Source organism: Lujinxingia sediminis (assembly GCF_004005565.1).
Lineage (GTDB): Bacteria > Myxococcota_A > Bradymonadia > Bradymonadales > Bradymonadaceae > Lujinxingia > Lujinxingia sediminis.
Map to the genome: position 1 here is coordinate 71680 of NZ_SADD01000001.1, position 26069 is coordinate 97748.

General features: G+C 64.1%; 26 protein-coding genes. 14 read left to right on the forward strand and 12 right to left on the reverse strand.

The features are described from left to right. The first annotated feature begins 166 nt into the window (after positions 1-166). The 3 genes from EA187_RS00285 (at position 167) to EA187_RS00295 (ending at position 4294) form a co-directional block, all read left to right on the forward strand. Complete coding sequence (locus EA187_RS00285) at positions 167-826, forward strand: alpha/beta hydrolase (RefSeq protein ID WP_127778785.1); 660 nt, start codon at positions 167-169, stop codon at positions 824-826. Positions 827-1187: 361 nt separating this feature from the next. Beyond that, on the forward strand, positions 1188-1979 hold the full coding sequence (locus EA187_RS00290) for a DNA-methyltransferase (protein WP_127778786.1): 792 nt from the start codon (positions 1188-1190) through the stop codon (positions 1977-1979). A gap of 65 nt (positions 1980-2044) precedes the next feature. Continuing rightward, the gene (locus tag EA187_RS00295) at positions 2045-4294 is read left to right on the forward strand and encodes a DEAD/DEAH box helicase (protein WP_127778787.1); all 2250 of its coding nucleotides are present in this window, start codon (positions 2045-2047) and stop codon (positions 4292-4294) included. A 69-nt stretch (positions 4295-4363) separates the two neighbouring features. Here EA187_RS00295 and EA187_RS00300 read toward each other — a convergent pair whose 3' ends face one another. From EA187_RS00300 to EA187_RS00320, 5 genes are all read right to left on the reverse strand, one after another. After that, a complete protein-coding gene (locus tag EA187_RS00300; protein ID WP_127778788.1) occupies positions 4364-5740 on the reverse strand; it encodes a trypsin-like peptidase domain-containing protein in 1377 nt (458 codons plus the stop codon). A gap of 44 nt (positions 5741-5784) precedes the next feature. Continuing rightward, entirely contained in the window at positions 5785-6249 is a 465-nt protein-coding gene (locus EA187_RS00305) for a hypothetical protein (protein WP_127778789.1), read from the reverse strand. A gap of 111 nt (positions 6250-6360) precedes the next feature. Next, the gene (locus tag EA187_RS00310; RefSeq protein WP_115603483.1) at positions 6361-7074 is read right to left on the reverse strand and encodes an SRPBCC family protein; all 714 of its coding nucleotides are present in this window, start codon (positions 7072-7074) and stop codon (positions 6361-6363) included. Positions 7075-7815: 741 nt separating this feature from the next. Then, complete coding sequence (locus EA187_RS00315) at positions 7816-8640, reverse strand: peptidylprolyl isomerase (protein WP_127778790.1); 825 nt, start codon at positions 8638-8640, stop codon at positions 7816-7818. 110 nt (positions 8641-8750) lie between these two features. Next, on the reverse strand, positions 8751-10049 hold the full coding sequence (locus EA187_RS00320; protein ID WP_127778791.1) for a tetratricopeptide repeat protein: 1299 nt from the start codon (positions 10047-10049) through the stop codon (positions 8751-8753). Between the two features lie 98 nt (positions 10050-10147). On the opposite strand from EA187_RS00320, the gene EA187_RS00325 reads away from it, so the two are divergent. Beyond that, positions 10148-10966, forward strand: a complete 819-nt coding sequence (locus EA187_RS00325; RefSeq protein WP_127778792.1) for a hypothetical protein — start codon at positions 10148-10150, stop codon at positions 10964-10966. Between the two features lie 66 nt (positions 10967-11032). Beyond that, on the forward strand, positions 11033-11920 hold the full coding sequence (locus EA187_RS00330; protein WP_127778793.1) for an alpha/beta fold hydrolase: 888 nt from the start codon (positions 11033-11035) through the stop codon (positions 11918-11920). A 69-nt stretch (positions 11921-11989) separates the two neighbouring features. On the opposite strand, the gene EA187_RS00335 is transcribed toward EA187_RS00330, so the two are convergent. Both EA187_RS00335 and EA187_RS00340 read right to left on the reverse strand, forming a co-directional pair. After that, positions 11990-12301 (reverse strand): hypothetical protein, encoded by a 312-nt coding sequence (locus EA187_RS00335; protein WP_115603479.1) that lies wholly within the window; start codon positions 12299-12301, stop codon positions 11990-11992. A gap of 2 nt (positions 12302-12303) precedes the next feature. Beyond that, complete coding sequence (locus EA187_RS00340) at positions 12304-12807, reverse strand: hypothetical protein (RefSeq protein WP_127778794.1); 504 nt, start codon at positions 12805-12807, stop codon at positions 12304-12306. Between the two features lie 164 nt (positions 12808-12971). On the opposite strand from EA187_RS00340, the gene msrB reads away from it, so the two are divergent. From msrB to EA187_RS00355, 3 genes are read left to right on the forward strand one after another with little or no spacing between them, the layout of a single operon-like run. Continuing rightward, complete coding sequence (gene msrB / locus EA187_RS00345) at positions 12972-13400, forward strand: peptide-methionine (R)-S-oxide reductase MsrB (protein WP_115603477.1); 429 nt, start codon at positions 12972-12974, stop codon at positions 13398-13400. After that, positions 13400-13972 carry a GAF domain-containing protein gene (locus tag EA187_RS00350; RefSeq protein WP_115603476.1) on the forward strand — a complete coding sequence of 191 codons (573 nt, stop codon included), beginning with the start codon at positions 13400-13402 and terminating at the stop codon, positions 13970-13972. The genes msrB and EA187_RS00350 overlap by 1 nt, the downstream gene beginning before the upstream one ends. A gap of 34 nt (positions 13973-14006) precedes the next feature. After that, positions 14007-15020: a dipeptidase gene (locus EA187_RS00355; protein WP_127778795.1), complete on the forward strand. Its 1014-nt coding sequence runs from the start codon at positions 14007-14009 to the stop codon at positions 15018-15020. 48 nt (positions 15021-15068) lie between these two features. Here the strand turns inward: EA187_RS00355 and EA187_RS00360 are convergent, their stop codons facing one another. From EA187_RS00360 to EA187_RS00370, 3 genes are all read right to left on the reverse strand, one after another. Further along, a complete protein-coding gene (locus tag EA187_RS00360) occupies positions 15069-15668 on the reverse strand; it encodes a HEAT repeat domain-containing protein (protein ID WP_127778796.1) in 600 nt (199 codons plus the stop codon). A 74-nt stretch (positions 15669-15742) separates the two neighbouring features. After that, positions 15743-17245, reverse strand: coding sequence for a hypothetical protein (locus tag EA187_RS00365; protein ID WP_127778797.1), 1503 nt, complete (start codon positions 17243-17245; stop codon positions 15743-15745). Positions 17246-17387: 142 nt separating this feature from the next. Continuing rightward, a complete protein-coding gene (locus tag EA187_RS00370) occupies positions 17388-18272 on the reverse strand; it encodes a hypothetical protein (RefSeq protein ID WP_127778798.1) in 885 nt (294 codons plus the stop codon). A gap of 72 nt (positions 18273-18344) precedes the next feature. Here EA187_RS00370 and EA187_RS00375 point away from each other — a divergent pair, with 72 nt between their 5' ends. Both EA187_RS00375 and kamE read left to right on the forward strand, forming a co-directional pair. After that, positions 18345-18953: a CYTH domain-containing protein gene (locus EA187_RS00375; RefSeq protein ID WP_206524141.1), complete on the forward strand. Its 609-nt coding sequence runs from the start codon at positions 18345-18347 to the stop codon at positions 18951-18953. An 89-nt stretch (positions 18954-19042) separates the two neighbouring features. Continuing rightward, positions 19043-19816: a lysine 5,6-aminomutase subunit beta gene (kamE, locus tag EA187_RS00380; protein ID WP_115603470.1), complete on the forward strand. Its 774-nt coding sequence runs from the start codon at positions 19043-19045 to the stop codon at positions 19814-19816. Positions 19817-19897: 81 nt separating this feature from the next. Here the strand turns inward: kamE and EA187_RS00385 are convergent, their stop codons facing one another. After that, the gene (locus tag EA187_RS00385) at positions 19898-20527 is read right to left on the reverse strand and encodes a pentapeptide repeat-containing protein (protein ID WP_115603469.1); all 630 of its coding nucleotides are present in this window, start codon (positions 20525-20527) and stop codon (positions 19898-19900) included. A gap of 272 nt (positions 20528-20799) precedes the next feature. Between EA187_RS00385 and EA187_RS00390 the strand changes: the two genes are divergently transcribed. Then, positions 20800-21618: a hypothetical protein gene (locus EA187_RS00390; protein WP_115603468.1), complete on the forward strand. Its 819-nt coding sequence runs from the start codon at positions 20800-20802 to the stop codon at positions 21616-21618. A gap of 9 nt (positions 21619-21627) precedes the next feature. Here the strand turns inward: EA187_RS00390 and EA187_RS00395 are convergent, their stop codons facing one another. Then, positions 21628-23280 carry a hypothetical protein gene (locus EA187_RS00395; protein WP_127778799.1) on the reverse strand — a complete coding sequence of 551 codons (1653 nt, stop codon included), beginning with the start codon at positions 23278-23280 and terminating at the stop codon, positions 21628-21630. Between the two features lie 155 nt (positions 23281-23435). Between EA187_RS00395 and secG the strand changes: the two genes are divergently transcribed. The 3 genes from secG (at position 23436) to EA187_RS00410 (ending at position 26060) form a co-directional block, all read left to right on the forward strand. Then, positions 23436-23906: a preprotein translocase subunit SecG gene (gene secG / locus EA187_RS00400; RefSeq protein WP_127778800.1), complete on the forward strand. Its 471-nt coding sequence runs from the start codon at positions 23436-23438 to the stop codon at positions 23904-23906. A gap of 142 nt (positions 23907-24048) precedes the next feature. Continuing rightward, a complete protein-coding gene (locus tag EA187_RS00405) occupies positions 24049-24888 on the forward strand; it encodes a 2,3,4,5-tetrahydropyridine-2,6-dicarboxylate N-succinyltransferase (RefSeq protein WP_206524142.1) in 840 nt (279 codons plus the stop codon). Beyond that, the gene (locus tag EA187_RS00410) at positions 24885-26060 is read left to right on the forward strand and encodes a pyridoxal phosphate-dependent aminotransferase (protein WP_127778802.1); all 1176 of its coding nucleotides are present in this window, start codon (positions 24885-24887) and stop codon (positions 26058-26060) included. The genes EA187_RS00405 and EA187_RS00410 overlap by 4 nt, the downstream gene beginning before the upstream one ends. The last annotated feature ends 9 nt before the right edge of the window (positions 26061-26069 follow it).

Below are 26069 nucleotides of genomic sequence, written 5' to 3' on the forward strand. Positions count from 1 at the left end.
CTCGCCATGGTTTTGAGATGACGGCCGCCCCGGCAGGGGCGGCCGTTGTTGATCCAGGGCCACGCAGGTGTGTCGACACTGGTTGCCGCGCATATCGGCAGGCGATCCGGTTGAGAGTGGCCTGAGGGCGATTCTGCGGCGTCTGGCTGATTCTTTTGGAGGTGGTTTGAGGGAGCCTGAGTTTCATCTTGCCTATCTACACGGTTTTGCCTCCAGCGCGCGTTCGACGATGGGGGCCTGGCTTGCCCGCGAGCTGGAGTGGCGAGGCTACGAGCTGCATCGCCCGGAGCTCAACGTGCCCTCGTTCTATGAGCTGACCTTCAGTGAGGCGCTGCGCGTGATGGACCGGCTCGATGCGGACGTGGCGCGCACCGGAAGGCCCTGGAGGCTTATGGGTTCGAGCATGGGAGGGTATCTGGCGGCGCGCTGGGCGCAGCTTAACCCGCAGCGCGTGGACCGGCTGTTGTTGCTGGCACCGGGCTTTGATTTGCCGGCGCGCTGGCCGCATCTGGTGGGCAAAAAGCGCATGAAGCGCTGGGAGGAGGAGGGGGCCTTGAAACTGCCCGGCCCCGATGAGCGCATGCAGCCTGTGAGCTGGAATTTTATTGAAGATGCTCGCACGCACGAGCCCTGGCCGGAGGTTTCGTGCCCGGTGGTGATCGTGCACGGTACGCGCGACCCGACGGTGCCGGTGGCGTCTTCACGACGTTATGTTGAGATGTACGAGGGGGGACGTCTGGTGGAGGTGGATGACCGCCATCAGCTCAGGGATTCTCGCGATACAGTATGGTCGGAGTTGGTTCAACTCTTTGAAATTAAAGGGTAAACGGATCGAATGTGATCGTTAGACGATCGATCAACGGAGAATTTTCGATGAAGCAGCTTGACACCGATCGATCACCCTCTTAGGCTCGGTCCCAGATCGAGTTAAGGCCTTGAGATCATTGATCCATCGGGCGTTATCAGGGGCATTAGAACGCCGAAAAAGCGATCAAGATCAAGCACTTAGACAGGCTTTGCGATCTCTGCCGGACGCCGGCGCGAGATCGCCACAGAGCTGGGTATGCGTTCGCTCCGGGACAGCATACCTCGGCCGGAACCATGGATGCGTTTCGCTAATGGCCACGGATGGCCCACCCCCAGACCACGGACATGGTTGCGCGGGGTGTTAGACGACAGGGAAGTCGATGCAAGCACGTGCGCAAGAACGGGCGGCGGTACTCTCTCCTTATTACGAACATGAGCGCGGGGTGACGCTCTATAAGGGCGACTCGCTGGAGCTGCTGGAGGCGATGGAGCCGGAGCAGTTCGACATGATCTTTGCCGATCCTCCCTACTTCCTGTCGAACGACGGGGTGACCTGTAAGTCGGGGCGGATGGTCTCGGTGAATAAGGGGAGATGGGACCGCTCGCAGGGCGTGGAGGAAAATCACGCGTTCAATCTGCGCTGGCTTGAGGCGTGTCAGCGCCTGCTCAAGCCCAACGGGTCGATGTGGGTCAGTGGTACGCACCACGTGATCTTCTCGATCGGGTTTGCGATGCAGTCGCTGGGGTTCAAGATCCTTAATGACATCGCCTGGTTTAAGGTCAACCCGCCGCCGAACCTCTCGTGCCGCTACTTTACCCACGGCACTGAGACGGTGATCTGGGCCGGGCGCGATCATGACACCCGCCACACCTTCAACTACAAGGTGATGAAGGAGATGAACGGCGGCAAGCAGATGAAGAATCTGTGGAACATCATGGCGCCGCGCAAAGCGGAGAAGGCTCACGGCAAGCACCCCACGCAGAAGCCGATTGCGCTTCTGGACCGCATCGTGCAGGCCTCGACCAACGAGGGCGACCGCATCCTCGATCCTTTCTGCGGCTCGTCGACCACCGGTGTGGCCGCGGTGCAGAACGGTCGCCACTACGTGGGATTGGATCAGAGCGAGGAGTACCTCGATCTGTCGATTCGTCGCATCGAAGAGCACCTCTGAGGCGTTAACTCGCATTGAGGGGGCGCCATCGGGGGCGAAGAGACAGGCCACCTCAGGAGCGAGATATGGAGTACCGCGGGCTGAAGCTCGATGGGTTTCAACGCCAGGCCATTGAGGCCATTGCGAGCGGGCACAGCGTGCTTGTGGCTGCGCCGACCGGGACCGGAAAGACGCTGATCGCCGACTACCTCATTGAGCATGTGCTCGAGGAGGGGGGAGAGGTCATTTATACCGCGCCGGTCAAGGCGCTCTCCAACCAGAAGTACCGTCAGTATTGCGCTCTTTTTGGGCGAGAGAAGGTGGGGCTTGTGACCGGCGACCTGGTGATCAACCGGGATGCGCCGGTGCGCATTATGACCACCGAAATTCTGCGCAACATGCTTCTTGAGGGGCATCGGGTGGAGGAAGGCGTCAGGCCCCCCGGCGTTGATACGCCCGGGGAGACGGCGCTCGACGTGGAGCTTTTCTCGCCATCGGATGTGGCGCTTCCCGACCTGAAAAGGCTCAAGGCGGTGATCATCGATGAGATTCATTTTCTCGATGATCCGGAGCGGGGCACGGTCTGGGAAGAGCTTCTGATTTACCTGCCTTCCGAGGTTCGCATTCTGGGGTTGTCGGCGACGCTCTCCAATCTGGAGGAGTTTGCGCACTGGCTCACGCAGATTCGCCAGGCCGAGGTGAAGGTGGTGCTGGAGACTGAGCGCACCGTGCCTCTGCAGATACGGCTGGCGAACACCGAGAGCGGTCCGAGTGAGGTGGGGGCGTTCGAGAAGGCGTTTGCCCGGTGGAAGAAGGAGCAAAAGAAGGCGCGCGAGGGCGGCGATGAGGGTAAGGGGCGACGTCGAAGCCGGGGAGGCCGGCGTGGCCAGAGTCGTGGGGGAGGGCGAGGAGGTCGGGGGCGCCGCGAAGATTTCGCATCGGGTACGAAGCCGACGACGCATCTCGATATGATGGAGATGCTGGGGCGGGGCGATTTTCCCGTGCTCTACTTTATTTACAGTCGCAAAATGGTCGAGATTTTTGCGGCGAAGCTGGCCCACTCGAGGGTCGGGCGGCAGCTGGGCGACGGGCATACTACCCGCCAGATTGATGAGCGTCTGGAGCGCTTTGAGGCCGAGCACCCCGAGGTGCTCACGCGTAAGTTGCGGGGGATGTATCGCCAGGGGATTGCGTTTCACCACGCCGGACTGCATGTGGCGCTCAAAGCGTTGGTGGAAGAGCTCTACGAGGGGCGGCTCTTAAAGGTGCTCTACTGCACCTCGACTTTTGCGCTGGGCATCAACATGCCGGCGCGCACGGTGATCTTCGATAGTCTGACGCGCTACAACGGTACGGAGTTTGTGCCGCTGACCATCCGCGAGTTTATGCAGATGGCCGGGAGGGCGGGGCGTCGGGGAATCGACCCGGTGGGCAATGTCTTGATTCGTCAGGATTTTGGGGGTTACGGGGAGGTTCGCGGGCTTTTGAAACGACTGCTCAGCGGGGAGAGTGAGCCTGTGCGTTCGGCCTTTAACCTCTCGTTTCACTCGGTGGTCAACCTCGTCGATCGCTTCGATGAGGAGAGCATTCGCTTTATGCTCGAGCAGAGTTTTAAGGCGTATCAGGATGGACGCTCGGCCACGGCGTTGCGCTCGAAGATCGAGCATCTGGAGGGGGAAGAAAGCCAGGAGAGCTTTACGCGGCGCAAGCGTCGTGACCTGGCCGGACTCCGTCGCGAGTTGGTGACGGTGGAACGCCCGAGGCTGTGGGAGGCGTTTGCGCGTAAGGTGGCGTTTTTGAAGACGCACGGCTACCTGGGAACCGACAACGAGCTGTACACGCCGGCGAAGATCCTGCGGCATATCAAGATCGAGGAGCTCTTTGTGACCGAGCTCATTCTCAACGGGGTGTTGGAGGCGTTGAGTCCGGCGCAGCTCTTCGGGGTGATGTGTGGGCTTGTGCAGACCCTGCCGCGCACAGCAAAGGTGCATGCGCCGGATGATGATCGCTGGTGGGAGATCTTTGAGGCCATCAACGCGGTCTATGAGTCGGATGTGGTGGCTGACGGCGATGAGCTTGTCGGGCAGGAGTCGGTCTTTACCCCGGAGCTGATGCCGCTCGGGGAGCGTTGGGCGAGGGGGGAGTCGCTGAGCGCGCTTTTGATGGATATTCGCAACCCGACGGATATGTCAGGCGACCTTGTTGGTGCGTTTCGGCGGGCCAAAGATCTGGTCAGCCAGGTGCGTCAGGTGCATCGCGAGGATGAGGCTCGCTGGCGGGAGCTCAGTGAGCTTCTGCGGGCGGTGACGCGCGATGAGGTTGAGGTGCTCGACTGAGGGATGCGCCCCTCCGAGCGTAAAACGCGTCGGAGGGGCGCCCCTGGAGAGGAGACGCCAGCGGGCGGTTCAGGAGGCAGTTTTCAGTCGCACTGCGGCGAAGAGGGGTTGCCCGCCGCGTCGGAGCAGGATGCGGATGGGGCTTCCGGCAGGTTGCTCTTTGAGCACGCGGGGGACCTCTTCGGGAGCGGAGATGTCGGTTCCGGCGATGTTGAGGATGACGTCGCCGGGGCGCAGAATGCCAGAGGCCGGGGATCCTGCTTCCACGCGCTCCACCAGCACGCCCTGACCCGGGGGGCCCCCGGAGCGGGAGGCGTTTCGGGAGGTGATCGCGGTCAAAAACACGCCCAGACGGCCTTCGAAGGGGCGAGGCTCAATGCCGCGGGCACGCTCGACCTGAGGGCGGGTGGGATCGGGCCGCTCGGCGACGGTCAGGCGCGTTTGCTCGCGACTTCCCTCGCGCAGGTAGGTCAACTCGATGGTGGAGCCGGGACTGACGCGGCCAATGATTTTGAGAAGTTCGGAGGGGTTGCTGACCTTCTGGTTGGCAACGGAGGTGATGATGTCGCCGGGTTGCAGCTCGGCGCGGGAGGCGGGGCTGTTGGACTCGACCGAACGGACCAGCGCGCCGGCGTCGGGGGCGACGCCGAAGGTGGTGGCCAGGGCCTCGGAGAGCTCCTGGATGCCCGCACCGATAAAGCCGCGGGAGACGTAGCCCGGTTCGCGGAGCTGGCCGAGGATCTCGGTGACCACGTCAATGGGCACCGCAAAACCAATCCCCTGACCGTTGCGAATGATCGCGGTATTCACCCCGATGACCTCGCCGTCGAGGTTAAAGAGGGGGCCTCCGGAGTTGCCCGGGTTGATGGAAGCATCGGTCTGCAAAAAGTTATCGAAGGGGCCCATACCAATGGAGCGGCCGGTGGCGCTGAGCACGCCGACGGTGACGGAGTGCTCCAGACCAAAGGGGCTTCCGATGGCAACGACCCACTGGCCGGGGCGGATGTCTTCGGAGGTGCCCAGGGTAACCGCCGAGAGGTTGACCGGCGCGCTGACCTGCAAAAGGGCCAGGTCGGTAGCCGGGTCGGCACCGACCAGACGGGCGGAGAGGATATCGCCTTTGGCCAGAGCTACCTGGATGGTCTGGGCGCCGTTGACGACGTGCCAGTTGGTAATAATAAGCCCGCTCTCATCGACGATAAACCCGGAGCCCTGCCCGCGAGACGGTTCGCCGGGGGAGGGATTAAAGAAGGGGTTGAGCGTGCCGGGAGGGGCGGCCATCTCGGTCTGTACGGAGACGACCTGATCGCGGCTTTGCTCAAAGAGTCGCGCGACCTGGGGCAGGGTGTCGGGGGCGGGGCGCTGGGCGTTGGCAATGCCCGGGGCAGTACTGACGAAGGTCAGTGATGCCAGGATCGCCACAAGAACACGAGAGAGGGAAGCCATGACCGTCCTTTCAGGGTGTGCTCACCATCAGGGGCTGCGCACTATCAGGGTTCGAGTTGCAGGAAGGGATCTTCAGCAGTGAGTTTATCTGTGTCGTCGCTTAAGCCGCGAAAAACATAGACGAGCGTGCCAGCGTCGGAGACCCAGGTGTCGGCGCTGCCCCGCATGACAAGACGATCCAGAAGCTGTCGGGCCTGTTCCACCGAGAGGTGACACCCCAGGGCGGCTTCTTCGACCGTGAGGCGGCCCTGGTGATGTCGGGCAAAACGTAGGATGCGGTTCTCTTCTTGAGAGAGCTCATCGATGGCGGCGCTTTCGCGACTGGCGCGCATGTTACGTACGACGAGGATGGCGCAGAGGAGTGTGAGCGCGCCGAAGATAAGCGCGCCCGCAGTACCGGCGAGGCGTTGGTCGGGCACCAGCAGCCCCAGCGCGATCATGGCCAGGGTTACCAGTCCAAAGAGCGGGGTGCCGAGCAACGCGCCGATGGTACTACAACCTCGGGGCATAGAAACTCCTGCGCAGCAAACATCAAGGAATCAGCCCGGCGACCTCGCCCCGGATGTGTGGGGGGAGAGGAGGCCGGGCGGCATGTTGAAGCGTGAGGTCATCGGGGGAGTTTATTCGTAGGAATGCTCCCGCCAGAAGTTGGGGCCGGGGAGGTTCTGGCTCTTTCTTTTGTTGAGGTAGGCGCGCGCGCCGATGACCATGTCGGGCAGGGTGCTGCGGGTAGCCCAGCGTACCAGGAAGTCGGGGAGCCAGCCGCCGATGTCGACGTTGAGAACGTGGCGCATCAGGGTGTGCTCATTGTTGGGGCCGTAGGGCTGAAGGACCCAGTAGCCGAACATATCTCCGAGGTTACCGGAGCCTTCAATGTAGGAGAAGGTCGAGACAAAACTCTCCACGCCGCCAAGATCGCGGGTGTGGTTATGGACATTGAAGTGGCCGTCGCGGTCACGGGCCGGGAAGGGGACTTTGGCGGTGCCGGCGCAGACGACGCGCTCGTCGCTGGAGCGGCTGATAAGGGCGGTGTCTTTGATGTTGTCCCGCCAGTCGCCGTACTTCCAGCATTCCTCGACCAGGGGAACCACATCACGCATGGGGGCCTGGATGATGCCGGTTGCAACGCCCCGGTTGACGTCGTCGTTTTGCTGCAGACTGACCAGCACTTCGCCGCGCTCGATGCGGGCGCGCTGGCTGTCGCTGAGGTTAATAGGGCGCACAGGCTCGCTGGAGCCTGCGAAGGCTACGGAGGTGCCGGTCAGGAGCAGGGCGAAGGTAAGCAGGGCGAAGAGCCCCTGACGAGCGGTGCGGTTGAGCGAGATGTTCAACATCGGAATCCTCGGACGAAAGCGTTGGTGCCCACAATACGGCAGCGAGTGTAAACGCGACCACACAGATGTCGATCCCCGAAGTGGCCTCGTGCTGGAAGTCTGACGTGAAGGACGCGCGTTTATTCGAAGCGCGAGGTATGAGGGGCGAGTGTTGGTAGCCTGTGTGGCGAGCAGATGCAAATGTGACGCCGGGGTGTGGGCGTGGCCTGCGTTTGCACTCAGCCTGGGCGGCGGCGCTCGTATGTCGTTGCACCACGAGCCGGCGAAGAGCGTCGAGTTCAAGGGGTTGGTCCAGGTTGCGGGCGCTTCTGTCTTAAAGATCAGGCGGTTATGGCGGTCGGCAAGCCAGGGCTCACGCAGGGGCAGATGTCACGTCGGTTGTCTGCGGCAACATCAGGTCGTAGAGGGTGACGCCGACCCGCGAGGATATCAGGTCGTCGATGGCGTGACGGTGTTGAATGACATCGGTCCCGGCTTCACGGGCATGGTGGGGGGGCGAGCATGGTCGCGGGTTCTGTTCGTCGGGTTGATGAGCGTTGTTGGACGTCGGGCGATGCAGCGGGAGGGCTTGAGCGCGGCGCGGGGGAACGAAAGGGAGCCAGCACGCGGAGAAGGGACACGATGCGTTGGCGAAGACATAAAAAAGCCCTCGCCGGGCGGCGAGGGCTTCGGAGGACGCGTGTCCTGAGCCGGAGTTGAGGCCCCCTGGCGCAGGGAGCGTCTTTGGCGGTGCCGTCGTGATTATTCGACGATGCGAACTTCGGTGGTGTAGTCGAGTTCGGGGAAGTCAGCCTTGAGGTAGGCGTTGCCCTGGGCCTGGAGGCGGCCCTGGTCGGGGCCACGGCCGCGGGGGGCTCCTTCACCGTAGCCTTTGTAGAGGCTGTCGACGACGTCCATGCCTTCGATAACGCGGCCGACCGGGGCAAATCCCATGCCGTCGAGCTGGGCGTTGTTGCCGAAGTTGATGAAGAGCTGGGTGGTGCGGGTGTTGGGGCCGGCGGTGGCGAAGCTGACGTAGCCGCGCTCGTTGGACTGCTTGACCGCGTCGTCGCTGATGCGGGCGTCGCGCCAGATCTGGTTGACGCGGGGATCGCCGTGAATGCCGAACTGGGCCATGAAGCCGTTGATGACACGGAAGAAGGCGATGTTGTCGTAGTAGCCGATCTTGACCAGGTTGTAGAGGCGGTCCGCGCCGCGAGGGGCCCACTCGCGGTTAACCTCCACGATGAAGTTACCTTCGGTGGTGCCGAAGTTGATCTTGAAGGTTTCGGGAGCCTCTTCGTTGGCGGCTTCCGGGTGCAGGATGGCGGCGTTGTTTGCAGCGAGTGTGCCGCTGGTGCCGGCCTGCTCGGCGTTGTCAGCTACGGCGTCTTCGCGATTGGCCTGGGCGGCCTCATCGGCCTGCTCGGTGGCCTCTTCGGTGGCCTCTTCGGTGGCTTCTTCTGCGGTGGCGGCTTCGGACTCAGCCGGAGTGGAGTCGACGCGGGGCTCGGGGGGGCTGTCGCAGCCCAGGGCCAGGTTGAAAGCGATCAAAAGGGCGAGGAGGCCGGGAAGTGTGCGTTTCATCATCATCTCATTGCAGGGGTTGCCGTTGGATTTGAGCGCGCGGAGTGCACGCCGTGCGCGCCATTTAAGCTGCGGGCTTGAGCGTTACGCTAGTCAAGGCTGGGCGCACGTCAAGGTTGCGCACGTGTGCAGGCGCGGGCGTCGCCGAGCTCGCAGGCGCGCTCCAGTGCGTTGCGGGCGCCGGCGGAGTCGACGGGGCCGCCCTGGCCAGCCGAGCGCATCTGGGCGGCGAAGGTGCAGGCCTGGAGGTGGCCAAGCTCACAGCCGCGGCTTAAGAGCTCTCTGCCGCGGGTAAAGTCCGGGTCGGGTTGCCGGGTGTTGAAGTAGATCGCCAGGTTGTAGCACGCCACCGGGACGTTGAGGGCACAGGCGCGCTCAAAGCCGAAGATCATCTGGGGAGAGGTCTCCTGGCCGGAGGCTGCCTCCAGAAAGGAGCGGGCGTGGTGGAAGCAGCTGTAGCCATGCCAGCGCTCGCAGCCTTCTTTCCAGAGGGTGCGGGCGGCGCTCAGTTCACCGCTCTGGGCCAGGCGCAAGGCGTGTTCGGAGCAACCGTTGACGTCACCGATCTCGCAGGCGCGGGCGTAGAGGGCGTCGACTCTGGCCGGCTCGGCCGCGGCGTCTTTGAGGCGGTCGGCGAGCGTGGTGCAGGCCGGGCCATAGTCTGCGGCGCAGGCGTCCTGGATGCGGGCCTGAACCTCGGCGACGGGGCGCCCGAGCGTCTCATGAAGTTCGGCCAGGCGCAGGCATCCCTCGGCGTCGTCGAGTTGGCAGGCACGGTTGAGAAGTTCTTCGGCGCGAGCGGGATCGGAGCCTTCCTCATTGAGGAGGAGGGCGACGGCCAGGTCCATGCAGGCCTTCGGGTCACCCTGCTCGCAGCTCTCCTCCCACTGCGGGGCGTAGTCGGCAAGCGAGGTGCCGGTGCCGACGTTTCGGGCGTCGGCGCAGCCCTGCTCCTGGCCGAGCTCGCAGGCACGCTCAAAGAAGTGTCGGGCCTGGTCGGGGTCTTGCGGCACGCTCACGCCCTGGCTGTGGATCAGGCCGAGATCGTGGCAGGCCTCGCCGCGCTCGAGCTGGCAGGCGCGAGTAAAGAGTTCGATGGCGAGGGGAAGCTCCTTGGCGCGCTCGGTGTCAAACGCCAGGTCATTGGCGAGGCTGTGGCAGGCCTGGGCGTCGCCATCTTCGCAGAGTGCGGCGCGCGGATCGTCGAGCGTTGCGTAAGCGGGGGCCGGGGAGGCGGGGGACTCGCCGGAGGGGCTATCCACGGAGCTGTGGTGGGCAACGCTCGGTGATTCTTCTTCGGGGAGGGCGGTGTCTTTCCCGGTGAAAAAGACCCAGGCGCCCAGCGCCACAATCAACACGACCACGATTGGAAGCGTTTTGCTGCGATTGCCTTTGCTCTTTGCTTGCATGTCGACCTCAGCTGGCGTGGCTTTAAATCCCACAGGGGCCGTGATAATCGCAGAAGCCTCAGGAGAGGTCGAGGCGCGTTGTGGCAAGTGAGGAAGCGATGAACTCTGATGAACGAAGGGCGAAGAACAACGTCGAGGTAGCGGCGCTGCTGATGCTGCTGATGCTGCCGGGGGGCTGGGTCGGATGCGATCGTGGTGGAGCGCCCGAGAGTCCGGCGGCGCCCGGTGTGCCGGTGGAGCGTGAGGAGGCACCGGAGGTCGTAGCGCCCGCTGAACCCGATGTTGACGAGGTGCAACCTTCCGGACCACCGGAAGGCCCCTTGAGTTTTGCCAGTTGGCCGGGGCGAGAAGAGCTGCATACCTTTGATCTGATGTGGCTCGGAGGGGAGCGCGAGGTGAGGCTCCATGAGGCCCCGGATGCCAGCTCCGCGCAGGTGGGACAGGCCAGCTGGATGGACACCGAAGAGATCGTCTGGGAGGACACCCGCGTGCAGGTGCTGGAGCCGACCTCGTACGAGGTCATCCGGGCGCTGGAGTTGGCCGGCCTGGCCTACGATGAGGATTTTGAGGAGTTGGATGCTGAGGAGGTACGCCTGGCTCTGGAAGAAGGGGAGCAGGTTGCGCTTTATCAGTACGGCGGTGAGGGCACCTGCTTTGTCGGGGCACGCGACCAGGTCTTGCTCGGGCCGTGTCCGAATGAGGAGATGGGCCTTCGTAAGGTGGCGCGTCCAGACGCGGATGTGCTCCCGCAGGAGCGGGCAGCGCAGGGCGCAGCGCATCCTGAGGTCAAGGAGCGTTGGAGCCCGCTTGAGCAGCAGTGGTGGGTGAAGGTGCGTCATAACGCCCACAGCGGCTGGATGCGCGTCGATGACGCTCCGGTTGAGGTTCATGTTCGCCTTATTGAAGGTTACGAGTAAGGCGATGATGTGAGGCGCGCCGCCTGTGCGCGGCGATGCAACGCGAGACACGCACGGGAGTACAAGATGTCGGGACTACCCCTGAAGTGGGCCATTGCCGGTGACGGGACGTCGCTTGCCTATCGTGACAGCGGCGGCGACGGGGTGCCGGTGGTTTTCACCAACGGCTACGCCACCTCCACCTACTACTGGGATGCGCTTGTGGCGGCGTTGGGCTCGGAGGTGCGGGCGATCACCTGGGATCTGCGCGGGCACGGACGCTCGCAGCCGGCGCGTGAGCCGCAGAGCTTGACGGTAGCCGGGTGTGCCGACGATCTGCGCCGGGTGATGGACGCCGCCGGTGTGGAGCGCGCGGTGCAGGTGGCGTTTTCATTCGGGTGTCAGATCGTGCTGGAGGCCTGGCGTCTGATGCCCGAGCGGGTAATGGGCCTTGTGCCGATCCTCGGGCCTTTTGAGCGGCCCTTCGACACGTTGATCAGTCCGAAGGTGGGACCGCAGCTCTTCGAGGTGTTTCGGCGCGTGCGACCCAGGTGGGCCGGAGCGATGCTTAAAGCCGGCGCGTGGAGCGGGCGTATGCCCGGGGTGCATGGTCTCGCGCAGCTTACGGGCGTGGTGGGGCGAGGCGTTGGCGCCAGAGCGATGCGGCCCTTTTATGAGACGTTGGGAGGGATTGATGCTGCAAGCTGGCATGCGCTCGGAGTCGCGGCCCAGGCTCACTCGGCGCGTGATCTTCTCGATACGATCGATGTGCCCACCCTGGTCATCGCCGGGGGGCGCGACGTCTTCTCACCGGGGGAGCTCGGGCGTGAGATGGCGATGCTGATTCCCGGGGCGCGGTTGATGTGGCTGGAAGAGGCGACCCACACAGGTTTGCTGGGCCACCCCGAGCCTATCGCCGCGTCGATGCGCACGTATGTGAAGGGGCTTGCCACGCCCGCCGCTCCGGCTGCATAGCGGGAGCCTGCGGACGTGACTTCGGACTGAGGGCCGGCTGACTGAGGGCCGGCCTGCGAGGCCGAGGGCTCAGTCTTCGGGAAGCTCCAACTCGATCTCATCGAATTGAACCTGGAGCTCGTCCACCTCGCGCTGAATCTCTTGCTCAAGCTCGGTGAGCACCTCGACGGCGTTCTCGGAGTTGAGCGTCTCCAGGGCTTGCTCCTGGTACTCCATCTGGCGTTTGGAGAGCGGGGTGTTGATGGAGGACTTGATCGTTTCTTTCTCGTCCTTGAGGTCGGACTCCTCAACGTGAATCGGCTCTTCGGGCTCCGATTTCTTGCAGGCTGTCGTGGTGATCAGGAGCATGGCGAGTAGGGTGTAGAAAAGATAGCGGGTCATCATCACTCTCCGGTGGTATCGGTCTGGGGGATGATACCGGTTAATTCCGTGGTGGTGGCGCGATGGTAGGTGCGCCACATGAAGTAGCGTCGCAGTTCCAGGTCGCGGGCGGCCAGAGCGCGATCGATCAACGCCTGATCTTGATTTTGCTCGCCGATTTGCTTGATGCGATCAAGCTTCGCCAGGCGCTCCATATGGGTGCGACGCGCTTCAATACCTGCTCTGATCGCAGGGTGATCGGTGTTGTTGCGGAGCATCTCGCGGTGGGCGGCGCGCTCGGCGCGTTGCTGCTGGATCATGACGCGACGCTCCTCTCGCATCACCTTGAGATGTTCGGCATTGAAGAGGGCATCGCCGGGCCGGTATTTCGCTTCTGTTGCCGGGGTGTTTTCGTCGGTGCTGGAGTCCTGGGCGCTGGCGAGCTGCGTCGAGAAGATTCCGACGGCGAAGATCGCGGTCAGCAGAGCTGTGCGCAGGTTTCGGAAGTTGGCGATGGGGGTAGGCATTACGATTACCTGGGCTGTGAGAAGCGGCGGTGAAGGACGAGGCCGTCCTTCTGGAAGTTTCTGGGTCATGTGTAGTGTTAGATCCCTTCGTGGGGAGTATGCAAGCAGTGGCAGAAAAGCGGGGCTGCAAAAGTTATAAAAAGGTTCTTCAGCAAGGAGCGAACATGAGTGACGAACGTGAACCAAAACCGCAGTTTGAGGTTGAGCGCAGCGAAGAGGAGTGGCGTGAGATTCTGGGGGAGGAGGCCTACCGGGTGACCCGCCAGTGCGGCACCGAACCGCCCTTTAGCGGGAAGTACTACAATCACAAGGGCGACGGCGTGTATACGTGCGTGGCCTGTGGCGCGTCGCTCTTTGATTCAAGTACCAAATATGACTCGGGCAGCGGTTGGCCGAGTTTTTATGATGCGATCGATGCGCAACGCGTGATGACACGCCAGGATCGCTCCCACGGGATGGTACGGACCGAGATCTTATGCGCGAGTTGCGGGGCGCATCTGGGGCACGTTTTTCCCGACGGCCCGGCACCGACGGGCATGCGTTTTTGTGTGAACTCGGCGGCGCTCAACTTTGAGCCGCGGGAGGAGGGCTGATGGAGGCGCCGCTGCCGCGGGGGCAGTCGCGGGCTGAGAGGCGAGCGAGGTACCGGGAGGTCGCTGAGCGTTTGCATGCGCTTTTGGAGGGAGAGAGCGATGAGGTGGCGATGTTGGCTACGGTGGTCTGCGAGTTGCATCACGCCTTTGAGGACTTTGATTGGACCGGGTTCTACCGCGTGACCTCGCCGGGGATGCTTAAGGTGGGGCCTTATCAGGGGGGGCACGGGTGTCTGACGATTCCCTTTGAGCGCGGGGTTTGCGGACGTGCCGCGCGCACTGCTGAGGTTCAGCGGGTCGACGATGTGCGGGCCGATGAGGCGCATATTGCGTGCTCGGCCACGACGCGCTCGGAGATCGTGGTGCCGGTTTGCCTGGCCGATGGCCAGGTGGTGGCGGTGCTTGATGTGGACTCGGATCGACCGGCGGCCTTCGATGAGGTGGATGCGTCGGAACTCGGCGGGATCTGCGCGATGCTCGGCGTGCGTCTGAGTGGCTCATGTGTGGTGCGAGCTCCGGGGATGGGACTGGGGGGAGAGCGTCGCGCCGGAGCATCAGGTGCGTTAGAGTAGGCCATGGTCTGGCTTATATGATGCGAGGTGAGTTTTGGGGATTCTTGATCTGCATGTCGACTCGATTATTCAGCAGCGCCTTTTCGGCTACGACCTTCGCAAGAAGCATCGTCGGGGGATCGGCGGGCAGCCTCTCTTCTGGCATGCAGATATCCCGCGGATGCTCGAAGCCGATTACAGCGGGGCGTGTCTGGGGATCCACTACTGGCCGGTAGAGCGGGAGGGGGGCTGGCGGGAGCTCAAGAAGCAAGTGGCCTACCTCGATGCGCTCTGTGCCGAAGATGATCGGGTGGAGCGGGTGTGGGGCGCGGCAGAATGGGCGGCTTCGAAGACGCGCTCGGGGCGCCTGGGGCTTGGACCGGGCGTGGAGGGGGCTCATATGCTCAACGCGAAGATCGAGCGTGTGCGAGAGCTCGCGGAGATGGGCGTGGGATATCTGACCCTGACCCATTTCTCAGCCAACTCGGCGGCGACGCCTTCGATGGGACGCGGAGCCAATGAGCGAGATGGGCTCACCGCGTTTGGGCGAAGGCTTGTGGAGGAACTCAACCGCTTTGGAGTCGTCGTCGATCTGGCCCACGTGAATAACCCCTGTGTGCTCGATGCCTGTGAGGTGAGTCAGGCGCCGGTGATGTGCACGCATACCGGGGCGAAGGGGGTGTTTGAGCACCCACGCAACATCAGCGACAGGGCCATTGATGCCATCGCGAAGACGGGTGGGGTGATGGGGGTGATCTTTGCTCCTCGCTATTTGAGCGGGCGCTGGAGGGCCACCAGTGAGGTGGCCCTTGATCATCTCGACTATTTTGTGCAGCGGGTGGGGGTGGAGCATGTGGCGCTGGGCTCGGATTACGACGGGTGGTTGCCCACGATCCTGGCCGATCATCATGATTGCCGTGATATTCAGACGATGATCGAGGGCATGCGCCGCCGCGGCTATGACGACGACGCGATTGAGAAGATCAGCGAGGGCAACGCACGCCGCGTCTTTGCCGAGGTGGCTCGTCGGGCCAGTGAGGAGCCCGGACACGCGGGGGCTACGGCCTGATGGTGTGACGCTTTAGCCCTCGCAGGCGCGGTCGAACGCCGCGCTGGCTCAGCGCAGGCGCGCGGCGGCGTCTTCGATGCGCTGACGTGCGATGGGGTTGGGCTCCTGCTCGATAGCGATGTCGAGGATCTTGAAGGCTTCATCGCTGTTGAGCCGCCCCAGTGCGGCCGCCGCGCTGATGCGAACCTGCACATTGTCATGCTCAAGTACAAAAGGTGTGAGTTCGCCCACGGCGCGCTCACCAAAGCTGTTGGCAAGCAAGGGGAGCAGGGTGTGCAGCAGGCTCTCATCGGTCTGCGGGTTGTCGAGCAGGCCGGCAAGGTAGTTGAAGGTGGCGTCGTCGGCCCAGTAGCCCAGAGCGATCAGGGCGCGCTCGCGGTGAAATGCGAAGGCGTCTTCGTCGCGGGCGATGCGCTCCACGAAGTAGCGCGCGCGCGGGGTCAGGCCTTCAAGCTGCTTGAGGGTGGGCGCGCGGTGATGCTGGGAGAGGAGCATCAACACCGCCTCTTCGATATGGGCGTCGCGGGCAGCGCTGGCATCGTCGCTGACGCCGGGGGCGGAGGTGTCGGAAGGTTTGGCGGCAGGCTCAGCGTTGGCGCCGGTGGCCAGCAGGCTGAGCAAGGTCAGTGCGATCAGAAAGAGCTTCATGGCGGGGCCTTATCAAATACGAAAACGTCGGCGTGAGCAGCGATGCTGGTGGCAGCGGGGGCGCTTTTTAGAGCTTATTTGACCAGCGGGTTCACACCGATCGTATGGGCCTGATCGGCGGTGATGATGAAGTTGTCGGGATCGGCCAGCGGGAACATCAGGTTGCCGAGATCGGGGCAACTCTCCGGGAACCCTTCGGTGCAGCGCGGGGTGTCATCGAGAGGATCGAAGTGTCGCGCGGTGGATTCGGTGGTGTGAAAAAGCCCCAGGAAGTGGCCGAGCTCGTGGGCGATGATGTTGGCGGTGAAGCCGTTGCCATTGAAGCGGCTGCCACCGCGGCCGATGTACTCGCCGGTGAGCGCTACGCCGCTGATGCCAGAGCCGTGCAGGGCGGGGGCGCCGGGGATGCCCATCGAGATGCCAAGGGTTCCGGCGGAGTCGGTGAAATCAAAGCTCTGCACAAGAATCAGGTTGGCGCTGAGCATGCTGTCGGCGTCGTTGCCCGGCGCTTCGGTGAGCATGGCCAGACGCGCCACGTCCGCTTCGCTGCGTACGATGCTGTAGGCCGCTTCGGCCTCTTCCGGTACTGAGAAATAGCGCACCTGACCCAGCGAGACGTTGGCCTGGTTGTAGATGGCTTCGACCGCGGCCAGGATCTCTTGCAGATCGTCGTGGTTGGCGGCGGTGTTGGCGTTGAGTCCCAGATAACTCAAGCCGACCAGGTAAATGTTCAGATCGATCTCGGTGCCGCGGGTGGGGCGCTCGAGCAGGTAGTGGCAGACCTCGGAGTCGTCGGTGCTCAGGCGGTAGGTGTGCGCCCCCTCCCGGATCTTGCCAATGTCGTCGGGGACTGCCGGGAAAATAGTGGGGTTGATAAAGCCAAAAAGCTGCGAGCCTGTGGCCTGAAAGCCGTTTTCCTGACGCAGATTAAATGAGGTGCCGTCGAGATCGGATGTGACCGAGCTGGGAAAGAGCCGTCGCCCGGACGAGACAAAGGGCACCACGGTGTAGGAGTGAAGATCGTCGGAGACGTCAAAGGCCAGGTCGGCGCGCCCTCCCGGAGCGGGGGTGCAGGTGACCTCGAAGGGGAAGTCATCGCCGGTGCCCTCGAAGGGGGGCGCGGGGTTGGGAGCGCAGTACCCTTCACTTTGTGAGAGGGCCTGGCAGACGTAGCCCTCGCGGCACGCGTCGTTGGAGGTGCACAGACGCACGCAGAAGTTGGAGCCGCGCCCGGGAAGCAGGCATGCGTTGTTCTCGCCATCGCTCTGACAGTCTTCGCGGGTGTTGCAATCGACGGTGGTGCAGTAGCCGCCGGGCCAGTCGGGTGCGGGAGCGCAGAACCCGCTTCGGCAGCTGGCATCGCTCTCGCAGGCCTCCCCGTCGACGCTGCCGCTACTGGCGTCGGGGGTAGCATCGATGTCGGTATCCGGTTGGGTTGTGGGGTCGGAAGCGTCCGGAACGGGGTCTTCGATGATGATGATCGGCTGCTCTGGGCTCGGCTCGGATGATTGAGAACAGGCAACGACCAGGCCCATAAGGCCAGGCATCAGAAGGGGCGCGAAAGGGAATGGACGCATCAAAAGCTCACAGCAAAAAGGTACATAGCCCTGCCGACGAGGGCTTATCAGTCGGATAATGTAGGGAAAAGGGGGCGAAATTCCAAGAAGCGGTCGGGTAAAGATTGGTATGAGTTAGCGCTGGCTTGCGGACTTCCGCGGGTCAGTGGGACGAGGAGGAGCTGTCGATGCCAACGGCAGCCGCGCAGGCCGGAGAAGCGTCGGGCGAGGGAGAGACCTCGTAGTGCACGCGCCAGGCCTCGTCGCTGCGCAGCCCGAGGTGATCGAGCCAGGGGAAGACCTCCTGGTCGACGGTGTGGTAGTAGATCGCTGCGAGCTGGGCGGGCTGGAGGGTTCCGAGGTTTCCGGCTTCGGTATCGACGCTGATCTCGCGTCCGGCGAGGCGGTCGAGGGTTTGAGGGCCGGCATCAAAGAGGCGCTCGTAGGCAAAGAGCAGCGAGGGGGTGCGGGCACGGGCCTGGCGAGCAGCGTTGCGCTGGTGAGTGGTGAGGAGCCAGTCGAGCAGGGTGCGCGAGGCGGCCAGGACTTCGGTAAGGCTGCGCTCGATGGTCTCGCAGAGGTTGATGATCGCGTTGTCGGAGCTGACCGCGCTCAGGCCCAGGTAGGTGGCACGGGAGAGGGTCAGATTAAAGACGAAGATCTCCACGCCAGCATCGAAGATGGCTTCGGGGGTAGGAGTGATGGCGGTAGCGTGCTCCGGGGGCGCCGGTGGCGAGGCGCCCAGGGCGTCACAGATATGCAGCGTGAGGTAGAGGTGGCGGTTAAGCTCATCGAGGCTGAAAATTGCGGGACTTAATGCCGCCGCCGGGGCATCGCTGAGACTGATGGCGGCCAGCCAACCGATGATCTGCTCGACGCTCTGGCGGGTGGCCGCGGCGCGTCGGGCCCATTGCTGTCTGGCGAGCACGCGTTGCTCCGGACGCACCAGTGGGTGATCGGGTCGGGGAGCGGGCCACCGGTGGTCGTCTTCGAGCAGCGCGCGATGAAGTTGAAAGAGGGCGTCGGAGGTGGCGTGGCGCCTGGTCATGCCTGTGCTCTCGGTGGGGGGGAGGCGATCAGAAGAGGCGGTCGTTGACGAGGGCCATCGCGCCGTGCCAGCGTGGCGCGCAGCAGGGCCGTAGCAGTCGGCCGAAAACAGCGCTGGCTTGCGTTCGGAGAAGTTGCTCACCGGGCGCGTCAGGGCAAGCAGGGCGAGCGCGTGATGGGCATCGAGATCGAGCGAAAATTTCTTGTATGCGATGCGAGCTGGCGGACGCATATTAAGCAGAGTCAGCCGATGGCGCAGGGCTATCTGGCAGCTTCACCGGGAACGACGGTGCGGGTGCGGGTGGCAGGCGCGGAGGCGTTTTTGACGCTGAAGGGCCCGGTCAAGGAGCTTGCTCGGGCCGAGTTTGAGTATGCGATCCCGGTCGAAGAGGCCCGGGAGATGCTCGCGCTTTTCTGTGAGGGGCATCGGCTGGAGAAGGTCCGCCATGAGGTCGAGGTCGGCGAACATCTCTGGGAAATCGATGAGTTCACAGGAGAGAACCAGGGGCTGATCGTGGCCGAAGTTGAGCTGGCGAGCGCCGATGAGGCCTTTGTGCGGCCGCGGTGGTTGGGCGCGGAGGTCTCGGGGATGCCCCGATATTATAACTCCCAGTTGGTCGTGCGCCCCTTCGCTTGCTGGAGTGAGGCCGAGCAGCGCGGTGAGGTTTCGTGTAGAGAATGAGCTAAGGCTGGCCAGGGCGCTGTGGCAAACGGAAGGCCGGTGAGAACGGATCAGGTGACAGGCAGCGATGCTCGATCGCGGAGGTTGTGATGGCAGTAGTAGGACGAGTAGGGGCGACACCGCCCGATCTAACGCGGGTGAGGCCCTACGGCGACACGCTGGATGATGGCCAGGTGCAGACGAGCTTCACGCTGCCGGTGCCCTGCGGGGAGGAGGCGCGGGAGGCCGCCCGGATGGTCGCGCGGAAGATGGGGCTTGAAGATCCGCAGGTCTATCACATGCAGGATCTGGGAGAGGGGTATACCTATTTTCTGGTGTACGGGCGTTTCACCGAGGCGATCGACTTTACGCAGATTCAGGTGGCGAAGGTCGAGAGCGAGCGCATGGATTTCTATGCGATCAACGCCTACATCGAAGAGCAGATCGGGCGGAAAATCACTGTGCTCGGGGCCTGCACCGGCACCGATGCCCACTCGGTGGGCATCGACGCGATCATGAATATGAAAGGCTACAACGGGGAGTATGGTCTGGAGCGCTACCCGATGATCAACGCCTACAACCTGGGTATGCAGGTGCGGAACGAAGATCTGATCGCGCATGCGGTAGAGAAGCAGGCCGACGCACTCCTGGTCAGTCAGGTCGTCACCCAGAAGGATGTGCACATCAAGAACCTCGCCGAGCTCATCGATATGCTGGAGGCCGAGGGACTGCGCCAGAAGATGGTGGTGGTGTGCGGCGGGCCACGTATCTCTCACGAGCTCGCGTTGGAGCTGGGGTATGATGCCGGCTTCGGGGCAGGGACGACGGCGCCGGATGTCGCGAGTTATTTTGTGCAGGAGATGGTGACGCGCGGACTTGCGTAGACGTCGCGATGCCCCTTTGAACTGAATAAAAAACGCCGCGGAGGAGCTCCGCGGCGTTTTTTATTCGGGGACGCGTGAGGCTCAGAGGGCCTTGCGCCGTCCGCTCTTCTCCAGGAAGCCGTCCGGGAGCTCGGTGGAGCGCAGCACGGTCTCGACGTGATAGCAGTTCTTGGCGTCGACATCGGAGATGGTGGTGGTGTCGAGGATGAGCTCGCGCAGGGTGACATGGGACCAGCCGCCGCCGTCGATGGAGACGTTCTGCCAGCGTCCGCCCTTGAAGGTGACGCGCTCCATCATCCAGTCCTGGGCCGCCAGGCCATCGAGTTCACACTCGTTGAGACGGCAGTCCGTCCACTCGTTGTCGCCGATGACGACCTGATCGAAGGAGCACCGGCTTAAGGTGCTGGCGTCGAGGGCCCAGCCCTCGTAGCTGCCGCCTTCAAAGTGGCAGTGAAGCAGGGTGACGCCCTCAAAGAAGGCGCCGTCGAGGATAGCATCTTTAAAACGCACTTCACTGAGCGTGCAGTTTTCGAAGGCGCAGTTGGTCAGGTCGAGCTCGGAGAAGTCGAAGCCGGTGAGGGTGAGCTCACGGAAGGTCTGGCCTTCGATGGAGATGGGAGACGACGCGTCGCGCTCCTGGCGAGAGCGCAGTGCGCTGTGGAAAGCCTGGGGGTTTGCGCTTCGGATCAGAGACGCCAGGTTATCGGACATAAAAGAGGCCTCAAGCGGGGGAGACTGCTGAGTCGAGACAGGACAAAAGGAACAGGAGAGGGTTGGGCGTCGCGAAGACGCGCGGCAACTTAGGCACAAGCGCGGTGGGGTGCAAGTCTCGAGTGCGCGGATGAATCCCCGGCTGGTTGAAGTGACCGGATGACGCCCGGGTGACGCGCGGTGAGGTCAGACCTTTGGGGCGTAGTCGAACTCTGTGATAAGGTGCGCGCCGAAACGCAGTGGTAAAGACGAGCGGACTTGCAGGAGGATGGATGCGCGGTGGTCTAGGATGGGTTGGCGGGGTGGTGGGAGCGCTTGCGCTTCTGGTCAGTTCGCCAGTCTGGGGCCAGCAGGATGCCGGCCCGGGCGTTTATTACGGTGATGGGCTTCGCCACCTGGCCGAGGGGCGATATGGCGAGGCGCTTATCGATCTCCACCGGGCGTATGGCATCGCCGGCCGGCCGGAGGTGTTGGAAGCGATCGTGGGGGCCTATGATGCGATGGGGTTCTGCGAGGCGGCCACGCGTCAGCGCGAGCTCTACGTGGAGCGCCACGGGCAGGCCTCGGCTCCCGGGTTAGAGCGTTGTCTTCGGGTCGGTCAGGTGGAGCCGATCTGTGAAGGGAGGGAGGGGCGCGTGCTGATCGACGCGATGTTCGAGGTGGAGTGTGGGCAGAGTGTGATGCTGGCCGAGGGGCGCTATCGCATGGCGTGGGACGGGGGCGACTCTGTGGAGGTGGAAGTGGAGGCGGAGCGCTCACAACAGGTGGAGCTTAAGGAGCTGGCTCCGATCAAAGGGGCGGTCGCCCGGCTGCGAGGTCCGGGGCTCTTTGGCACGGACGTGCAGCGCCTGCAGCCCAGTGCGCCGAGCTACACGGTGTATCAATCGGCCGACGGGCTCTATCAGCTCTGGGTACGACCGGCCGATCAAGCACGTCGCTACGAGGCGGTGCCCCGGGTTGAGATCGTATGCCCGGATGATGCTGGCGAGCAGGTCGACGCGGGCTGTGCCTGGCTTCGTGAGTTGCGCCGGCGCTCCGGGTACACCGACAACCCTACTCGTCTGGAGGTCGTGGTGCCCCGGGTGCGCTGACGCGGCGGGTTAGCGCTGCATCCCAGGGCGCGATGAGGTGCGCTCAAAGCGAACCTCGGCCATGGCGGGCTCGTCGGCGGAGAGGAGTTCGGTGAGGGCGAAGTCGCGCGGGCCGAGGTCACCGTGGGTGGGGGCACCGGCGCCGTCGAGGTGGACCAGACGGACCTGCAGGCGCTCGTTACGACGCAGGCTCTCGGCGCGGGCAAAGTAGCGGATGGCCGAAGCGACCACCGCCGGGGTGCCCGGCCCCAGGCCCACAGCGAGCAGGTTGAGTGGATCGTTGATCGTCATGGCGAGCAGTGCGTTGAACTCATCGAGGGCCGGGCGGGTGGCGTCCCAGCGCAGCACGTCATCAGGGCGACGCGCAGGGAAGGGCTCGGCGACAATGGCGGCGATAGGCCCGTGATCGGCGCGAAGGGCGTCCAGGAAGTCCATGGTGGGGAAGAGGCGTTCGAGATCGTAGTCCGCGCTGCGCAGGGCAACCCCACGCTCGGCCATTCGTCTGGCGAGCTGGGACGAGACGCCCGGTCGGTTGAGCACGGCCACGGGAAGCTCGTGGGCAATCGCCAGGCGTTCGACGGCCGTGGCGAGTACGGCACCGGGGCCGGGCACGTAAATAAGCGGCGCGCCGGTGTCGTCGAGCCAGGGGGCCGGGGTGGCGCGGTTGGCGAAAGGCTCCCAGCGCACCTCGCGGCGCCCCGAGGGGCCGAGTGCCACCGGCGAACGCTCGCCGCCTTCAAAGAGCTCGGTGGCGAGATGTTGAGCGATGGTGCGGGTGTCACGGCCTTCGGCGTTGAGATCGATGACCTTTATGTTGGCCGCACGATGGCGGAGGCGCAGTGCACGGGAGAGGCCCACGGTGGCGCCGTAGGGGGCGACGACCGGATCGAAAGGCTCCAGACCGAAGGCACCGGCGGAGTCGAGTACGGCGACAAATCCGGCTCCGGGCTGCATCAGGCGAGTGGTGAAGCGCTCGGCGGTGATCAGGGCGTCTTCAACCACGCTCATCGCGTCGTCGAGGTGGGCCGGGGCACGTAAACTCCCCAGAAAGATGACCACGTCGGTGGGACCATGGAGATCGGGGCGCCTCCCTTCGACGCGTGCGCGCACCCCCCGGGCGTTAAGCAGCTCGGCCAGGAGAGGCGCGACTCCGAATCCGTCGTTGGTGATCAGGGCGCGCTGGCCGCGCTTGAGCGCCGGGAGCGGCTGACCGGGAGCCTCTACCACGCTTAACGTGGGCGTGGTGATGTGGCGCGCCACCGCCCCTGACGAGGACGAAGCCGGTGAGGGCAGGGGCGGAACCGACGTGCGTGCCGGCAGCTCCGTGTCGGAGAGCGCGCCGGTGGTGGGACTTACCGCCACGTGCGGGGAATGCGCCGCCGGGGCGATGGCTTCTGTAGTGGCCTCCTCCTCGGGGGGGATCGGCTCGCCAGGTGGTTTTGGTGCCGCTGAGGCTTCCGAGGGCTGCTCGACGCTGGCAAACTGACGGATGGTATCCACCAGCTCGGCGTGAGATTCGAGGACTCGGGTCAGCGCACGCTGGCTGGCGGCGGCTGATTCCAGGTAGTCGGTGTGGGCCGCTTCCAGGCGTTGTTGCGAACGCTCCAGACGCTCAATGAGGCGGGGCCAGGGCAGCTGGTCTTTGGAACGGGGGTCACTCATAGGTCTCGTCGCTTGCGTTCGGTTCGTCGCTACGGTATGAACTCTCGGCTTTTGGGGCCGCAAAAACTTCGCGCGCGCAGGCTGCGCGGCTTTGCCCCGCAGACAAGTAAAGATCGAACGCGAAAAAATCCAACCTCTCTCGGTTTGAAACTATCATGCAAACCTTATTGCTCGTCATCCACGTTATTGTCAGCTTCGTTATTGTTGTCGTGATCTTGCTGCAGTCGGGCAAGGGCGGTGGCATGGGTTCCGGTTTTGGAGGTGCCGCGGCGGTCGGCCAGCAGATCTTCGGTGGACGGGGCGCGGCGACCTTCCTGGGCAAGCTGACCGTGGCACTGGGCGCGACCTTCTTTGTGACCAGCATGGCGCTTGCCTGGTACTCCAGCCGGCCGCAGTCGGCGCTGGACCTGAGCCAGACTGCCGGCGAGACGCCGCAGTCGCAGGTCGAGCAGATCATTGAAGAAGGTGGTGGCGGTGCGGCGCCTGCTCCGGCGAATCCAGCGCCGATCGAGCTCAATGTGGAGACGCCGGAAGAGGTGGCTCCGGCCCCGGCCGAAGAGGTTCCCGCCGAAGAGGCGCCCGCTCCGGCCGACGTGGCACCGACCCCGGCTGAAGAAGCTCCGTAACGAACTGGCGATCGCGATCGCCATGAGGCATCTCATGCGAGGCCACAGCCGACGACGCGAACGCGCCGCTGCGACTGTGGCCTCGACGTGTTCTGGCGCTTAGGTTTTGCGCCCGACTCTCCTTGACCTGTGAGGTATACCTGTGAAGCGTCCCGAACTTCTCAACGCGATTGATGCTCATTTCGAACGCCCGGCCGAGACTCTCGGAGAGGAAGCGCGCGCCGACTTTGAGGCGTTTCTGAAGCTGCTTGAAAGGGGGGAGGTTCGCGCGGCCTATCCGTCGGAGGAGGGCTGGGTGGTGGAGCCGTCGGTCAAGCGCGGCATTCTGCTGGGGTTTCGGCTCGGGCAGAACGTCGAGATGGGCGGGGCCGATCTTCAGTTCAGCGATAAGGACACCTACCCGGCCCAGCGCCTGCCGGTCGTCGAGCGAGGCATTCGCGTGGTGCCCGGGGGGAGCTCGGTGCGACGCGGTGCCTATATTGGCGAGCGGGTCACGATGATGCCGCCGGCGTTTGTGAACGTCGGGGCGTATGTCGGGGCGCAGTCGATGGTCGACAGCCACGCGTTGGTGGGCAGTTGTGCTCAGATTGGTGAGCGGGTGCATCTCTCGGCCGGCGCGCAGATCGGCGGGGTGCTTGAGCCCATCGGGCAGACACCTGTGGTCGTCGAAGACGACGCGCTGATCGGTGGTAACACCGGCCTCTATGAGGGCGTGCAGGTGGGTAAGGGGGCGGTGATCGGGGCGGGGTGTGTGATCACAGCGAGCACGCCGGTCTTTGACCTGGTGCGCGAAGAGGTCTACCGGGCCACGGCCGAGGAGCCGCTGAAGATCCCGGCCGGCGCGGTGGTGATTCCGGGTAGCCGCCCGGCACGTGGCGAGTTCGCGAAGGCTCACGGGCTGACGATGGCGGCGCTGTTGATCATCAAGTACCGCGATGATCGCACCGACGCGCGCTCCGCTCTTGAGGAGCTGTTGCGATGACCCTTCGGCGCCCTCTGAGCCCCTCGGCGCGGGCGCAGTCGATAAAGCCGACGTTGATCCGCGCGCTTCGCGCCGGAATGGGGCCGGAGACCATCGACTTCGGGCTGGGGCAGACCGACCTTCCCGTCAGCGAGGCCGCCGCGCGTGGGGCGGCCGCTGTGCTGCGACACGGTACGCGCGCGCCCTACACGCCCAACGCCGGACTCGGGGAGGCGCGCGCCGCGGTCGCCGCGCATGTGGGTTGTGCGCCCGACCAGGTGATGCTCACCTGCGGCGTGCAGGAGGCCCTGGCGGTCAGCCTGCTGGGGCTTGTGGAGCCCGGTGATGAGGTGCTGGTTCCCGACCCCGGGTTTCCCGCCTACGCCAATCTGGTGCGGGCCTGCGGCGCGACCCCTGTCGCCTACCCACTGGTGCCTCCTGCGGCCTCTGGAGAGCCCTGGGGCTTACATCTGGACGCGATCGCCGAGCGGATCGGCCCCTCAAGCCGGCTCATCATCCTCAACAACCCGTCAAACCCCACCGGGACCGTTCACAGCGGAGAGGAGCTCGGCCGGCTGGCCCGCTTGATCGAGCGCCACGACCTGGCCTGGCTCGAAGACGCGATTTACGAGGACTATCTCTGGTCGGGAGTGTTCACCACGCTGAGTGCGTTGGAGTCGATGCAGGCGCGCGGTGTGCGCGTGAGCGGCCTCTCCAAGAGCCACCACGTGATGGGGTGGCGGATTGGCTGGATGGTCGCTCCGGCCGAGACGATCGCGGCGCTGACCCCCCTGCATCAGCATCTGGTGACATGTGCTCCCTTGCCCGCTCAGCTGGCGCTGATTGAGGCGCTCAAGACGCACAGGGAGGCGGTAGCCGATGCCTGCGTCACTCTGGCGGCCCGTCGCCAGACGGTGCAGCGCCTCTTAAGTCCGGTCGAAGGGCTGGGGTTGAGCGCGATGCAGGGCGCGTTTTACGCGTTTGTGGATGTGCGCCCCTGGCTGGGGCGTTTCGCCAGCTCGCGTGAGCTGGCCGAGGCGCTTCTGGCCGAGCAGGATGTACTCGTGATCCCCGGTGAGGGGTTCGGAGACGGAGGCCAGGGCTTTTTGCGCATCGCCTATACCGTTGGCGAGCCTCAGTTGAGCGAGGGGCTCTCACGTCTTACCCAATTCTTAGAGGCATATCGGCTCTGAGGCGCGCAA

Bases quoted from the DNA above. Each gene is read 5' to 3' on its own strand.
- EA187_RS00290 (WP_127778786.1), top strand. From the start codon at position 1,188: ATGCAAGCACGTGCGCAAGAACGGGCGGCGGTACTCTCTCCTTATTAC.
- EA187_RS00295 (WP_127778787.1), top strand. From the start codon at position 2,045: ATGGAGTACCGCGGGCTGAAGCTCGATGGGTTTCAACGCCAGGCCATT.
- EA187_RS00300 (WP_127778788.1), bottom strand. From the start codon at position 5,740: ATGGCTTCCCTCTCTCGTGTTCTTGTGGCGATCCTGGCATCACTGACC.
- EA187_RS00305 (WP_127778789.1), bottom strand. From the start codon at position 6,249: ATGCCCCGAGGTTGTAGTACCATCGGCGCGTTGCTCGGCACCCCGCTC.
- EA187_RS00310 (WP_115603483.1), bottom strand. From the start codon at position 7,074: ATGTTGAACATCTCGCTCAACCGCACCGCTCGTCAGGGGCTCTTCGCC.
- EA187_RS00315 (WP_127778790.1), bottom strand. From the start codon at position 8,640: ATGAAACGCACACTTCCCGGCCTCCTCGCCCTTTTGATCGCTTTCAAC.
- EA187_RS00320 (WP_127778791.1), bottom strand. From the start codon at position 10,049: ATGCAAGCAAAGAGCAAAGGCAATCGCAGCAAAACGCTTCCAATCGTG.
- EA187_RS00325 (WP_127778792.1), top strand. From the start codon at position 10,148: ATGAACTCTGATGAACGAAGGGCGAAGAACAACGTCGAGGTAGCGGCG.
- EA187_RS00330 (WP_127778793.1), top strand. From the start codon at position 11,033: ATGTCGGGACTACCCCTGAAGTGGGCCATTGCCGGTGACGGGACGTCG.
- EA187_RS00335 (WP_115603479.1), bottom strand. From the start codon at position 12,301: ATGACCCGCTATCTTTTCTACACCCTACTCGCCATGCTCCTGATCACC.
- EA187_RS00340 (WP_127778794.1), bottom strand. From the start codon at position 12,807: ATGCCTACCCCCATCGCCAACTTCCGAAACCTGCGCACAGCTCTGCTG.
- msrB (WP_115603477.1), top strand. From the start codon at position 12,972: ATGAGTGACGAACGTGAACCAAAACCGCAGTTTGAGGTTGAGCGCAGC.
- EA187_RS00350 (WP_115603476.1), top strand. From the start codon at position 13,400: ATGGAGGCGCCGCTGCCGCGGGGGCAGTCGCGGGCTGAGAGGCGAGCG.
- EA187_RS00360 (WP_127778796.1), bottom strand. From the start codon at position 15,668: ATGAAGCTCTTTCTGATCGCACTGACCTTGCTCAGCCTGCTGGCCACC.
- EA187_RS00365 (WP_127778797.1), bottom strand. From the start codon at position 17,245: ATGCGTCCATTCCCTTTCGCGCCCCTTCTGATGCCTGGCCTTATGGGC.
- EA187_RS00370 (WP_127778798.1), bottom strand. From the start codon at position 18,272: ATGACCAGGCGCCACGCCACCTCCGACGCCCTCTTTCAACTTCATCGC.
- kamE (WP_115603470.1), top strand. From the start codon at position 19,043: ATGGCAGTAGTAGGACGAGTAGGGGCGACACCGCCCGATCTAACGCGG.
- EA187_RS00385 (WP_115603469.1), bottom strand. From the start codon at position 20,527: ATGTCCGATAACCTGGCGTCTCTGATCCGAAGCGCAAACCCCCAGGCT.
- EA187_RS00390 (WP_115603468.1), top strand. From the start codon at position 20,800: ATGCGCGGTGGTCTAGGATGGGTTGGCGGGGTGGTGGGAGCGCTTGCG.
- EA187_RS00395 (WP_127778799.1), bottom strand. From the start codon at position 23,280: ATGAGTGACCCCCGTTCCAAAGACCAGCTGCCCTGGCCCCGCCTCATT.
- secG (WP_127778800.1), top strand. From the start codon at position 23,436: ATGCAAACCTTATTGCTCGTCATCCACGTTATTGTCAGCTTCGTTATT.
- EA187_RS00410 (WP_127778802.1), top strand. From the start codon at position 24,885: ATGACCCTTCGGCGCCCTCTGAGCCCCTCGGCGCGGGCGCAGTCGATA.